General features: G+C 42.3%; 10 protein-coding genes. 8 read left to right on the forward strand and 2 right to left on the reverse strand.

The window, feature by feature from the left end; genetic code table 11:
* Window positions 1–2,358 (forward strand): beta-galactosidase, encoded by a 2,358-nt coding sequence (locus tag NSQ58_RS16910; RefSeq protein ID WP_341057902.1) that lies wholly within the window; start codon window positions 1–3, stop codon window positions 2,356–2,358.
* A gap of 96 nt (window positions 2,359–2,454) precedes the next feature.
* Here NSQ58_RS16910 and NSQ58_RS16915 read toward each other — a convergent pair whose 3' ends face one another.
* Window positions 2,455–3,438: a glycoside hydrolase family 5 protein gene (locus NSQ58_RS16915; protein WP_069079795.1), complete on the reverse strand. Its 984-nt coding sequence runs from the start codon at window positions 3,436–3,438 to the stop codon at window positions 2,455–2,457.
* A 473-nt stretch (window positions 3,439–3,911) separates the two neighbouring features.
* Here NSQ58_RS16915 and NSQ58_RS16920 point away from each other — a divergent pair, with 473 nt between their 5' ends.
* The 5 genes from NSQ58_RS16920 to NSQ58_RS16940 all read left to right on the forward strand — a co-directional run bounded on the left by NSQ58_RS16920 (window position 3,912) and on the right by NSQ58_RS16940 (window position 9,863).
* A complete protein-coding gene (locus NSQ58_RS16920; RefSeq protein WP_069079794.1) occupies window positions 3,912–4,478 on the forward strand; it encodes a 5' nucleotidase, NT5C type in 567 nt (188 codons plus the stop codon).
* Window positions 4,479–4,599: 121 nt separating this feature from the next.
* The gene (locus tag NSQ58_RS16925) at window positions 4,600–5,394 is read left to right on the forward strand and encodes a Nif3-like dinuclear metal center hexameric protein (RefSeq protein ID WP_053324579.1); all 795 of its coding nucleotides are present in this window, start codon (window positions 4,600–4,602) and stop codon (window positions 5,392–5,394) included.
* Window positions 5,395–5,473: 79 nt separating this feature from the next.
* A complete protein-coding gene (locus NSQ58_RS16930; protein ID WP_341058527.1) occupies window positions 5,474–7,828 on the forward strand; it encodes a glycoside hydrolase family 2 TIM barrel-domain containing protein in 2,355 nt (784 codons plus the stop codon).
* Between the two features lie 237 nt (window positions 7,829–8,065).
* A complete protein-coding gene (locus NSQ58_RS16935) occupies window positions 8,066–9,280 on the forward strand; it encodes an MFS transporter (RefSeq protein ID WP_075153704.1) in 1,215 nt (404 codons plus the stop codon).
* Window positions 9,281–9,293: 13 nt separating this feature from the next.
* The gene (locus NSQ58_RS16940) at window positions 9,294–9,863 is read left to right on the forward strand and encodes a sugar O-acetyltransferase (protein ID WP_028541083.1); all 570 of its coding nucleotides are present in this window, start codon (window positions 9,294–9,296) and stop codon (window positions 9,861–9,863) included.
* 116 nt (window positions 9,864–9,979) lie between these two features.
* Here the strand turns inward: NSQ58_RS16940 and NSQ58_RS16945 are convergent, their stop codons facing one another.
* Complete coding sequence (locus NSQ58_RS16945) at window positions 9,980–10,531, reverse strand: helix-turn-helix domain-containing protein (RefSeq protein WP_023986881.1); 552 nt, start codon at window positions 10,529–10,531, stop codon at window positions 9,980–9,982.
* A gap of 113 nt (window positions 10,532–10,644) precedes the next feature.
* Between NSQ58_RS16945 and NSQ58_RS16950 the strand changes: the two genes are divergently transcribed.
* Together NSQ58_RS16950 and treC are read left to right on the forward strand one after the other, a co-directional pair.
* A complete protein-coding gene (locus tag NSQ58_RS16950) occupies window positions 10,645–11,226 on the forward strand; it encodes a LysE family transporter (protein WP_023986882.1) in 582 nt (193 codons plus the stop codon).
* Window positions 11,227–11,498: 272 nt separating this feature from the next.
* A complete protein-coding gene (gene treC, locus NSQ58_RS16955) occupies window positions 11,499–13,238 on the forward strand; it encodes an alpha,alpha-phosphotrehalase (RefSeq protein ID WP_023986883.1) in 1,740 nt (579 codons plus the stop codon).
* The last annotated feature ends 93 nt before the right edge of the window (window positions 13,239–13,331 follow it).

The following is a 13,331-nucleotide window of genomic DNA, read 5'->3' on the forward strand; positions in this document are numbered from 1 at the left end:
ATGAGAAACTATCGGGTTACAGTCAAAGACGATCAAAAGCATATTGTTAAAGGACATATCAAACTTGGCGGCACCAATCCCAAAGGAGAGGAAATCGGATTCACCAACTATTTTATGGAGAAGGACGGAGAGCCCTTTTTCGGTATTTGTGGTGAATTCCATTATGCCCGTTATGATGAACGCTATTGGGAAGACGAAATTATTAAAATAAAAATGGGCGGCGTAAACATCATTGCCACTTATATTTTTTGGAACCTACATGAAGAAGTTGAAGGTATTTTTGATTGGAGTGGGAACAAAAATCTTCGTCGTTTCATCGAGTTGTGCGGCAAGCATCAGGTATACTCCATGATTCGGATCGGACCCTTTGATCATGGGGAAATTCGAAACGGCGGTATGCCGGATTGGTTATTTGGTCGACCATTTGAGGTTCGTTCTAATGATGAGGGGTATCTGTTCTATACAAGAAGAATGTATAACGAAATCGGTACTCAGGTTAAAGGGTTGTTATATAAGGAGGGGGGGCCAATTATCGGCACCCAAATCGAAAACGAGCATAATCATTCATCTGCCCAGTGGGCCTTGACTGTAGGAATTAATGATATGTGGTTAAACAGCGGAAGTGACGGTAACTCGCATATGTTAAAACTTAAAGAAATAGCTCTGGAAGCAGGGATTGATACTCCGATCTATACGTGCACAGGATGGGGAGGAGCGACAACTCCTGTACCTGATATGCTGCCATTATGGGGCGGGTATGCCTATTGGCCATGGATCTACTACGAAGAGGGACGGATGGAGGGGATGAACGAGCATCCTGCGACACCGGAATACATTTTCCGAGACAAGCATAATAACAAGATTCCAAAGAGCTACAATTTTGAGCCTCAATACGCGCCTGAGGACTATCCGTACGCTTGCTGTGAAATGGGTGGCGGCATGGTTCAGTTTTATAAATACCGGTTCGCATTTCCCTACCGCAGTGTTCCAGCGATGACTGTCATGAAGGTTGCAGAAGGCTGTAACCTGATCGGATACTACATGTATCATGGGGGTTCCAATCCTCGAGGTAAGGTTAACCCGTTCACAAATGATCTAGCCACTCCTAAAATATCCTATGATTTCAACGCTATGATCGGCGAATTCGGCCAAGTAAGGGAATCATACCAAAGAACAAAGCTGCAGCATTACTTTTTTTCAACGTTCCAAAAGCAATTCTCACTAACAAAGACAATTCTGCCAGGGGATACGTCCCAGATGGACCCTTATGATGTGGATACGTTACGATATGCAGTGCGATCTAGTGCCGGATCGGGTTACCTGTTTCTAAATAATTTTCAAGACCATGTCGAAAATTACGACCTGTGCGATTTTAATGTGAGTATTGAGCTACCCGAGGAAACAATTGTAATCCCTAGCCAAGGTGAACTGACGTTAGGACGTGATAGTTTTGCCATATTGCCATTTAACTTCAATTTAGATGGAATGAAACTCAAATATGCTACGGCACAGCTGATAACAAGGATAGAAGAGGATGGAGAAGCATATTATTTTTTCTTTGTACCAGAGGGTATGAAAGGAACGTATGTAATGGAGTCAAAAGATATAATTAGTGCCACAATCGACAAAGGTTCGATAGAGCAATTGGATGGGAACACGATCATTAAGGTTGCTGAAGAGGAGGATAGTCTCATCCATCTGGTATCTGAAAGTGGTCAAAAAGTTGCCATCTATACGATGACTGATGAGCAAAGTCTTACATTTTGGAAGGTAAACATGCAAGGCCGGGACAGAGTCATTTTGACAAATGCCAATGTACTTGTATCTGAGGGCGATCTAAGGCTGGAATCAACGGACCAAGAAATGGTAACCCTGAGTGTATTCCCGGATTTTGACGCCTCATTCACATCGATTTCCGGTGGAGAACTGCTTGAAATAACAGAAAACAATGTATTCAAAACATATCGTTTAAAGGCTCCTGAGAAAGAAATTCATTTCAATTTGAAAAGGATAAATAACGATAAATTTACCCTTGATTTCGAATTAGATGCCTTTCACGGAATCAAGGAAGCTCTGCTGCGTATCCATTATACTGGAGATATCGGTTATGCTTTTATTGATGGCGAACTGATCAACGATAATTTCTGCAACCATACGACCTGGGAAATAGGTTTGAAAGCATTTGAGCATCGGCTCATCGAGCAAGGGTTGTACGTATATGTTTCTTCCATTCGAAAAGGTAAGGTTCTCAATAGCAATACGACCATGGCTGGCTGGAAAGAGACGACAAAGGAAAGTATTGTAGATATCGGTTCGGTTAGCCTTGTGCCTGTATATGAAATCAAAATCACCATATAACCCAGAAGGTTACATGGTGATTCCTTTCCAGACTAATTTCACATAAAGTAAGGGGCCAGTGAATACATGAGTATTTTTTATTTTCTTAATGTGTTTTTAGTAGATACCGGCTTTTTTCGATGTTTGTTTGATCCCGTTGCTTCCGTTAACTACAGTTTTTCCCCAATCCGTCAGATTGCCATTAGGTCCTGTTACAAGATCAAGGTAGGAAAGGTTGGAACTATTACCATACCAGGACCAGGCTAACCAGCCTACTCCTTTGGATTGGCCATATCTCATGATTTCTGTCTCGTCGACGTCTGCTCCCTGGTGGTAACCGCCAAATTCACCAATAATCAGAGGAAGTCCTTGATTCAGAACGTTATCAATATTGGTTCGAACAGTTTGAACATCTTTACCCGCGAACTCATACATATGGATGGAGAATACCGTATTCTTCAAAGAGTCAGCTGCAAATACAGATTTACCAAAGTCATTGATAGACTGAGGATATTGTCCCCATCCGGCACAATCGACGATGAGCGTATTTTTGATACCTGCGTTTCTCAACTTGGGAATCGCTTGCTTGTATCCATCAGCCCAACCACTTCCATTCCAAGAACCATACCATTCGTTCGCAATGTTTACGATAACCCGGTCTTCCTTGCCGATCAGAGCATCCTTTATGCTAATCCAGTAGTTCACAGCTGCATCCAAAGACGCATAGTCGTCTTTGCCTGTAGCGTCATGAACTTCAAGCACAGCAATCATTTTGTAACTCGTGACTAGAGAGATAATATTTTTCACGGAATTAATGTCATCCTTGGTGTACTGGTTTCCGTTAGAAAGGACAATTCGGACGGTATTAGCACCTGTCTGGGCAATTGCCGGGATAGCTGTATAAAGATCATTTTTGTACCATGTGTGAGCATGATTGACGCCTCTCATAACAAATGGCTTGCCTGTAGAATCATACAATTTGGTACCGCTTACGTAAAATCCTGAAGCAGCTTCTACCTTGGAGAAAACTCCTCCTAAACCAATCATGATGAGCAAGCCGACCAGTCCAGACAATAATGCTTTTCTTAACAATACCTTCATTTTTATTCCTCCCTAAATATATTATTCAACTTCCTGCTATACAGAGATGAGGTAGGTATGTAAGTGTGTAAATAGCAGTAAGCTAAACACAAATTAAGCGTTTTCAATTTGGAGAAAAGTTATTTTTGTTATTCTATCATTTGAGTTTTTGTTATTCAATTGATTTTTTTAGTTATTTTTTGTGTTTTCTAAGAATAAACACATAGATTTATTATTTAAGTGAGATTTTCTATGATATCATTGTATTTATTGCTTATATTTGTTTGAAATTTAGTTTATTTTAATAAAACCAACCTAACTTTTTTGCTTTAATATATCTGATTTATGTAGATAAACCTAACGTTGTGCTTGGCTAATTATCTTGAATAAAGGCGAGATCTAATCGGCCAGCAATACCTAAGCTTCACCGCGATATTAAATTATAGTATGATATTCTTGTGAAAAATTTTACCAGAGTGAATAGGGGCAAGCTGATGAGAAAACCAATCATTGCAGTCGATATGGACGATACCATCTGTCATCTCGTCAAACGAGCCATATACCATAACAATAGTGAATTTCCCACTCATCCGCTTCGGTATGAAGAAATGTTAGATTGGAATACTGATCATCTACGTCATCCCAAGAGCACGCATGATGTATTTTATGGGCGACCGGGTTTGTTTGAGGAACTTGAACTGTATGACGAGTATGTTGTAGAAGAGATGGAGAAGCTTTGCAATGCTTTTGATGTCATTATTGTGACAGCGGCAGAACCCAAGACCGTCGTAGAGAAATGGAACTGGCTTCAAAGACATATGCCATTCATTCCGATTGAGAACTTTTTCCCATGTAAACGAAAGAACCTGATTAACTATGATCTCCTGATTGATGATGGTCCTCATAATTTAGTGCCTGCGCTAGAGGAGGGGAAAAAGGTGCTTTGCATTCCTCATCCATGGAATCTGAGAGTAAGAGAGCAATATGAGTTCCCCGTCATGACATCCTGGCAAGGAGCAAAAGAACGAATCGACTCCATTTTAGGAGTTCTGTATAAATAATAGAACCATTCGTAAAACAGCTGGCTCCTTTGGAACTGGCTATTTTGCTAGAAAGAATAGCACTTATGATTGAAATAAAATGGTACAATTGATATGCATTATCCATGAGGAGGGAACGTGTATGACCATGACTATGGGTCAGATTGTGAATCATCTGACCAAGGGAATAAGCATACCCAACACCACCGTAGATCTACTGGACCCAGGATATATAGATACTGAGGTGCAAGGAATTGTAACCGCTTTCTCCGCTTCGCAGTATGTGATAGAACAAGCTATTTCTCTAGGTGCAAATTTTATCATTACGCATGAAGGCATCTTTTATAGTCATCAGAGAATGCATGAATGTTTACTACATGATCCTGTTTTTTTGCAAAAATCTCGCCTCATTGCCGATGCAGGTATAGGCATTTATCGGTTTCATGACGCCATACATCGTTATCAACCGGATGGAGTGATGGTTGGGCTTCTTCAGGCGCTTAGCTGGCACAACTACATTGTGAAACAGCAGCCGACGGCCGCCATTTTGACTATTCCGGCTATGGAAGTTAAGGAGATCGCTGAATATATCAAAGCCAAACTACATATTCGTTATGTACGGGTGGCTGGCGAGGTTTCCATGCCATGTGAACGAGTGGGAATCTCAGTAGGATACAGGGGAGGTGGTGAACTAGCCATTCCATTATTTCTAAATGAAAATGTGGATTTAGTCATTGCCGGTGAGGGCCCAGAATGGGAAACACCAGAATATGTTAAAGATGCTGTCTATCAAGGGCAAAGTAAAGCACTTATCATGCTGGGACATGCTGAAAGTGAAGCACCTGGGATGAAGTATCTCGCAGATGTACTTTCCGCCCAATTTCCAATGCTCCCCGTACACTTTATAGAAGATCGCCCGGTGTATCAAATATTGTAATGAGAACACGTCTTTTGTGATGGTCATCCAGCACTGCTGTTATATCCGTTCATCCACTTTATGAAATGGAGGCAAGATGATGGGAAGCAGAGTGATTATGCCGTTCAAAACGGACTGGAAGTTTATAGAGGGTAATTACGCAGGTGCTGAGAAAATGGACTACAACGATGAGCATTGGCGACTCCTTCAAGTCCCTCATGATTGGAGCATTGAAAAGTCCTTTGATCCGCATATGCTGTATGGTGGCAATCAAGCTTATTTGCCGAGATGGTCTGTGGGATGGTACAGAAAGCATTTTAATGTGAAGCCCTCCTCTCCAAAACAGCGCGTATACATACAATTTGATGGCATTCACAGTAACAGTGAGGTTTGGATCAATGGGCATTTTGTGGGCGAGCGACCCTATGGATATGTTAGCTTTCAATATGATTTGACTCCATATATTCGGTGGGATGAGGAGAATGTGCTTGCCGTCAAAGTGGACAATACGATTCTTTCACCTGATAGATGGTATTCGGGGGCCGGTATTTATCGTAATGTCTGGCTGATTTGTACAGATTATATTCATATAACCGAATGGGGGACTTACATTACCACACCTGAAATTTCGCCAGATGAAGCCAAGGTGACTGCCAGAATCCAGGTCACTAATCATCACGCGCATGCCGTAGAGTGTACGATTATGACTGAAATGCTGGACCCACAGGGACAGATCAAAGGAAAAGTGGAAAACCGAGTAACTCTTTTGGGCTGTGAAACGAGGGAAATAGAGCAAAAAGCGCAAGTTTTAGAGCCAGAACTATGGTCACCGGACAACCCAGTGCTCTACGAAGCCCAGACGACGATCTATTGCGACAATACAGAGGTGGATCGTTATTGTACTCCTTTTGGTATAAGAGAAGTGAAGCTGGACACTCAAAAAGGTTTATTTCTGAATGGGCACAGCTTAAAGCTAAAGGGAGTGTGCATTCACCATGATTTAGGCTGTCTGGGGGCTGCTTACCATGATACAGCCATGAAGAGAAGGCTGCAGAGGCTGAAAGAAATGGGCTGTAACTCGATTCGTTTTGCTCATAACCCGATGGCGCCCGAATTATTAGATTTATGTGATCAGATGGGGTTCTTGGTGGTTGATGAAGCTTTTGACAAATGGAAGTCTCTTTTCTATGAGCATTTATATGATGAGTGGTGGGAAAAAGATCTGGAAGCAATGTTGCTCAGAGACAGGAACCATCCCAGTGTTTTCATGTGGAGCGTTGGGAATGAAGTGGAGAATCAAGGTCAGCCATCCATGCTCAAAATGTTGGAGCAGCTCGTGGGTTTCTGCCATGAAAAAGACCCGACTCGACCGGTTACATGTGCGCTTGAGCCGCATAATACACCGATCAGCTTGCGTGAGGGTTCGATTGAGGCCAAAGTGGAGCATACCAAACAGCTGGCACAACGAGTGGATGTTCTGGGGGTAAACTATCAGGAGCAGTGGTATGAGCACTATAGAGCGGCCATGCCGGATACGCTTATCCTTGGAACAGAAACATTCCCATACTATCGGGGTAAGGATAACCGGGTTAAAGGTTATTTGCCTATGAATCCCTGGTTTGATGTCGCTAATCATGATTATGTGATCGGTCAATTTGTTTGGAGTGGAATTGACTATTTGGGAGAAACGAGCTATCCCTCCAAAGGGTGGTCTTCGGGTCTGATTGATACTTGCGGATTCCGCAAACCAGTATCTTATCTTCAACAAAGTTTATGGTCTGATCAGCCTATTGTGCACATAGCCGCATTTAACGAACATATGAAATCGGAATTTAATCCGACATGGACGATGCACTGGAAATCTCCGGCTATGGAAGATCACTGGACATTTCCTGAATACGGTGGAAAATTGATACGGTTGGTTACTTTCACTAATTGTGAGAGTGTGGAATTGATCGTGAATGATGAATCATACGGTGAGAGGAAGCTAGTGGATTACCCTAATCATCTAATCCTATGGGAGCTTCCCTATACACCGGGCAAAATCCGGGCTGTGGGTCGTAATGGAAACGAGAAGGTTTGTGAGCATGAACTGACCACTGCCGGGGCTCCTTATGCTCTAAAGTTGGAGGCCGATCGGACGGTTCTACCTGCTGATGGGCATGAGATATCTCATGTGGAAGTAACGGTCATAGACCCAAACGGGATCATCGTACCTAACCAGGATTTTGATGTAATCTTTAAACTGCAGGGAGATGGTCGTATCCTTGGAATAGACAATGGGGATCTCACCAGCGATGAATCCTTTAAGGGGAATGAGAGACATACACACAGAGGAAGGTGTCTCGTTGTTGTACAATCCGGTTATGTGGCTGGTGAGTTGTTGCTTCAAGCGTCAGCAGATGGGGGGTTGCTGGGAGAAACCAGACTGAAAATAGAAGAAGAACCCAAATGATAATTCAAGGCTGATTCAGTATAGAGCTTGTATAGTTTAATTAAAAGGTCTGAACAGGTGGTGAATGCTTATGCCCTACCTGCTCAGACCTTTTTTAATATGTTTACAGCAGACGGTCAATAGCGATCTATGACTATAATTCTCTTTTTGACAAATAGTTTGGATACGAATAGAATGACTAATTATAATATAACTTATTAAAAGATTAATAAAAAGTGGTGATAAGGAGATAAGTAAATGCCAGTAGAACCCTCCATGAATCCCAGGGTAATTCGTAACATTTTATTTTTGTTATTCGCTTTACCGGGTGTAGCTTTTGCTTCCTGGGTGTCTCGAACGCCTATTATCCGGGATATTTTACATGTCTCGACTGCCGAAATGGGAATTATAATTTTTGGATTAGCCGCAGGTTCTTTAGTGGGACTACTTAGTGCGGGAAACATTATTTCTCGTATAGGTGCACGGGCGGTCATTTTGGTAAGTGCGATTTTGATTGTGATCGGTTTTGTCATTGTAGGGTTGGGAACTGCATTTTCGCTCACGAGCATCGTATTTGCTGGTTTGGTCATCTTTGGAGGTGGCTATGGGACAGCGGAAGTAGCTCTTAATGTCGAAGGTTCTGCGGTAGAAAATCAATTGCAAAAAACGCTTTTGCCTGCTTTTCACGGTTCATTTAGTATGGGGACACTTGTAGGTGCGGTTATTGGCTCTGGAGCAGCGGCACTACACATACCTGTTGTGGTCCATTTTGGAGCTATGGCTGTCATGATTGCAGCGGTAACTTTCTATTTTTATCGTTTTCTGCCCCGCGATACAGGTATAGAGAAAGAAGTACCTACTCAAAAGGTCGGATCTAATCTCAAGGTGCAGCTTGCTGTATGGAAAGAAAGACGGATTTTACTAATCGGTATCATCGTGTTAGGTATGGCGTTTGCAGAAGGGTCTGCGAATGACTGGCTGCCGCTAACGATGGTAGATGGTTATGGCGTGGATTCTTTAACAGGTTCCTATATGTATGGACTATTTGTGGCAGCGATGACCATTGGACGTTTTACTGGCGGATTCATACTGGATAAATACGGCCGTGTCCCTGTGTTGAAAGGGAGTGCTGTCCTGGCTGCTATCGGTATCATTCTAGTGATCTGGGGACAGCATTACCTCATGGCCGGACTGGGCGTCGTATTATGGGGGTTTGGAGCCTCACTTGGTTTTCCTGTGGGCTTATCTGCTGCCGGAGACGATCCTCGTGGTGCAGCTATCCGGGTTGGAGCCGTAGCCACGATCGGTTACATTGCCTTTTTAGTAGGCCCTCCAAGCTTAGGGTTTTTAGGTGAACATGTTGGACTTCTACATGCCTTGATTGTAGTGCTTGTTGGCGTTATTGTTGCTGGCTTGATATCGGGCGCAGCCCAACCTATTGGGATGAAAGAAAAAAATCAGATTAAAATATAAAGGGGATTGTCCCATGACTATGAAAACGGAAAAACAAAAGATGATGAATGGAGAACTTTATGTAGCTGCTGATCCTCAATTAACAAATGAAAGAGAGTATGCGAGAAGATGTGTACGTCTCTTTAATCAGACGGCAGAGACGGATCGTGAGTACCGTGAAAAGTTACTTAAGGAGCTTTTCGGATCAACTGGTGAAAATATAGGTATGGAACCCAACATACGCTGTGACTACGGATACAATATCCATGTTGGGGAAAATTTCTACGCCAACTTTGACTGTACCATTTTGGATGTTTGCGAAGTGCGCATTGGAGATAATTGTTTCATGGCTCCAGGAGTCCATATTTACACAGCGACTCATCCCATAGATCCGTTTGAACGAATCGCTGGCCCAGAGTATGGAAAACCTGTAACGATTGGCAACAATGTATGGATCGGCGGTAGAGCAGTTATTAATCCCGGTGTTACGATAGGTAATAATGTCGTAGTGGCATCAGGAGCAGTAGTAACCAAGGATGTTCCAGATCATGTGGTTGTAGCTGGAAATCCAGCACGAGTGATAAAGCAAATTAAAATCTCCTAAACAGCATACAGGCAAATCATTTAATATTTGTACCGATGATCCTATTAAAAGCGCTCCTTATTTTAATAGGATCATTTAATTTAAAGACTTGTATACTTATGGTCTTCAAGATTGAACTATACAGAGTAATAAATAATCATATTCACCCGAACCAGGGTTTCTCCTAGATTATAGTAAATGTGTGGGCGGTCTGCTTTAAAGCGGATCGAATCTCCAGCTTTAACCGTGTATATTTCCTCACTGACTTTTACCACCATCTCACCCTCAAATACCGTAATAAATTCTTCTGTACCTTCACGATGCGGCGCTGAACTCAGTTCTCCGCCTGCTTCAATCTCTACGGTGTAGACCTCAAAATTTCTACTGCCTTCATAGGGGAAAAACGGATACAACCGATATTGATTATTTTCTTCAAGCACTTGTACTTTGCTTTTAGGAACGACTACTGCATCTGAAGGTGGTTCATTAATCAGAGCAGTGAAAGAGATTTTCAAGCCGTTCGCAATTTTCCATACGGTTGTAATCGAGGGATTAGATTCTCCGCGCTCAATCTGACCGAGCATCGTTTTACTGATCCCCGTCAGATCAGCTAATTTATCTAAACTTAATTTTCTTTCATTTCTTAGATGTTTCAAATTTTTACTTAAAATCAGATTAATATTCTCCATAATTCTTCGCTCCTATTGTGCTTTATAAAGAACATATTGTACAATCATAAAGTACAAATGTACGTCTCAACGTACATTTCATTCAATTATAACATACGGGAGTTGATTGTTGCATGCCGTTTATTCCGTTCCTTTCTTATGCACTTGTTAGCAGCTTTACGCCAGGTCCCAACAATATTATGTCTTTAGACAGTGCCAGGCGGTTGGGTTTGAAAAAAGCATTCCCATTCTTGCTGGGAGTAACAGCAGGTTGTTTCGCCATTATGCTGTTAGCCTGCTATTTTAATCTTGCTTTGTATCATTTTTTGCCACGGGTTAAGATCTGGATGAATGTTCTCGGCAGTCTGTATATGCTTTATCTGGCGGTGAAAATTGCAAAGAGCAAATCCTCTACGGAGGATAATGATCACAATGAGGGATATTCCTTCAAATCAGGACTGTTGCTACAATTTATCAATTTAAAAATCATTTTGTATGGTATTACGGTCATTTCAACGTTTGTAATGCCTTATGATGTATCGTATATAGAGCTTATTACGATTTCATTACTCCTGACCTGTATTGGTTTTGTAGCTGTAGTGAGCTGGGCGATTTTTGGCGCAGTGTTTCAACGTTTCTTGAATAAGCATGAGCGTTCCTTCAATATCATAATGTCCTTATTGCTCCTTTATAGTGCACTATCGATATGGATGTAAATGAGTACCTTATTCATCATAGAAAAGAAAGGTTCCTGACTATAGGCAGGAGCCTTTTTTCGTGTGAATTGAGCTTATTCTACGAGTCATAACATACAATCGGACAGAATGGATGAGTCTCCTGATCATTTAGCTGTAAAACGGGTATTACCTTAATAGATAAAGCTGTTGACAACTTGTATATACATGACTTAATCTTGTATATACAAGATGTTGAAAGCGTTATATTATTTTTTACGCTACTTCATTTCGCAAGAAAGGAATGAGCATGAATGGAAGCAATGAACAAGACTTTAATTCCTCAATATAAGGACTGGTGGCGCAAATCAGTGGTCTATCAGGTTTATCCCAAAAGTTTTAACGATACAACGGGCAAAGGAACCGGTGATATAAGAGGACTGACGCAAAAGCTGGATTATTTAAAAAAACTGGGTGTGGATATTGTCTGGTTGCAGCCTGTATATGTCTCACCACAACGTGATAACGGGTATGATGTAGCCGATTATTGCCAGATTAATCCCGATTATGGAACAATGCAGGATTTTGAAGAATTGAGCGAGGGAATCCGGGCGCGTGGGATGTACCTAATGATCGACATCGTGGTTAACCATTCTTCCACAGAACATGCCTGGTTCCAGGAGGCACGGCTTTCTAAGGATAGTGAGTATAGGGACTACTATATCTGGCGTGATCCAGCACCCGATGGTGGACCTCCAAACAATTGGGTTTCCAAATTTGGTGGACCAGCTTGGCAATATGACGAGGCAACAGGCCAATATTTCCTGACACTGTTTGATAAGACTCAGGCGGATCTAAACTGGGAAAATCCCAAAGTCCGTCAAGAAGTTGTCAATCTGCTGGAATTTTGGGCTGAGAAGGGAGTCAGTGGTTTCCGACTGGATGTCATTAATTTGATTTCCAAGGATCAGCAATTCTCGGACGATGATAGAAGCACGGCTCCTGGCGACGGACGTAAGTATTATACGGACGGTCCACATGTGCATGAATACATCCATGAGTTACATGAGAAAGTATTTGCCAAACAGAATAGCGTCACTGTGGGTGAGATGTCCTCCACCTCACTGGATCACTGTATCCGTTATTCCAATCCAGAGAGAAAAGAATTGTCCATGACCTTTAATTTTCATCATTTGAAGGTGGATTATCCAAATGGACAAAAGTGGGAATTGATGCCATATGATTTTGAAATGCTGAAAAAGCTATTCTCGGATTGGCAAACGGGCATGCAACAGGGCGGTGGCTGGAGTGCATTGTTTTTTAATAATCATGATCAGCCAAGGGCAATCTCTCGCTTTTTGGATGATGGCGAATACCAAGCGGAAAGCGCTAAGCTGCTGGCAACCACGCTACATGGTCTTCAAGGAACGCCTTATATATTTCAGGGTGAAGAGATTGGGATGGCCAACCCGCAGTGGGCAGACATTGAAGAGTTTCGGGATGTCGAATCTCTGAATATGTATCGTATCTTACAGGAGCAAGGCAAAAGTGCAGAAGAAGCATTGAATATCATTCGAGAGCGGTCTCGTGATAATTCGAGAACACCGATGCAGTGGGATGGCACTCGCAATGCGGGCTTCACTTCAGGTACTCCCTGGATTAAGGTAGATGAACGATATCCACAGATTAATGTTCAGGCTCAGTTAGAGGACCCGAACTCTATCTATCACCATTACCGTAAGCTAATTCATCTGCGTAAGACGGTGCAAGTCATTACCGATGGGAATTATCTACGCCTGGACGAAGCTCATCCTCAGGTCTATGCCTATCAACGCAGCAATGAAGAGGAGACTTTGATCGTCATCTCCAATTTTAGCGGACAGGATACGCAATTCCGTATACCGGATTCATTTTATTCATGTTTAGAAAATCAAGCGTTGGATGCGGCTGAGCTCTTAATTGGTAATACTCAGCACGCCCCGGAGCTAAAACAAGTGATCTCTTTGACCCCATATGCTTCATATATGTGGATTGTTTGTAGACTTAGTGAATAGTATGGAGACATCTAGTAGCACCCCGGGCACGGGCACGTTATCTTTGATAACCGGGGTTGCTGCTTTAAAATGAGCGAACGTTAAGGGAGTGGG

It is taken from the genome of Paenibacillus sp. FSL M7-0134 (assembly GCF_038007865.1).
Lineage (GTDB): Bacteria > Bacillota > Bacilli > Paenibacillales > Paenibacillaceae > Paenibacillus > Paenibacillus polymyxa_B.

Coding starts and splice junctions, on each gene's coding strand:
- NSQ58_RS16910 (WP_341057902.1), top strand. CDS start 1: ATGAGAAACTATCGGGTTACAGTCAAAGACGATCAAAAGCATATTGTT.
- NSQ58_RS16915 (WP_069079795.1), bottom strand. CDS start 3,438: ATGAAGGTATTGTTAAGAAAAGCATTATTGTCTGGACTGGTCGGCTTG.
- NSQ58_RS16920 (WP_069079794.1), top strand. CDS start 3,912: ATGAGAAAACCAATCATTGCAGTCGATATGGACGATACCATCTGTCAT.
- NSQ58_RS16925 (WP_053324579.1), top strand. CDS start 4,600: ATGACCATGACTATGGGTCAGATTGTGAATCATCTGACCAAGGGAATA.
- NSQ58_RS16930 (WP_341058527.1), top strand. CDS start 5,474: ATGGGAAGCAGAGTGATTATGCCGTTCAAAACGGACTGGAAGTTTATA.
- NSQ58_RS16935 (WP_075153704.1), top strand. CDS start 8,066: ATGCCAGTAGAACCCTCCATGAATCCCAGGGTAATTCGTAACATTTTA.
- NSQ58_RS16940 (WP_028541083.1), top strand. CDS start 9,294: ATGACTATGAAAACGGAAAAACAAAAGATGATGAATGGAGAACTTTAT.
- NSQ58_RS16945 (WP_023986881.1), bottom strand. CDS start 10,531: ATGGAGAATATTAATCTGATTTTAAGTAAAAATTTGAAACATCTAAGA.
- NSQ58_RS16950 (WP_023986882.1), top strand. CDS start 10,645: ATGCCGTTTATTCCGTTCCTTTCTTATGCACTTGTTAGCAGCTTTACG.
- treC (WP_023986883.1), top strand. CDS start 11,499: ATGGAAGCAATGAACAAGACTTTAATTCCTCAATATAAGGACTGGTGG.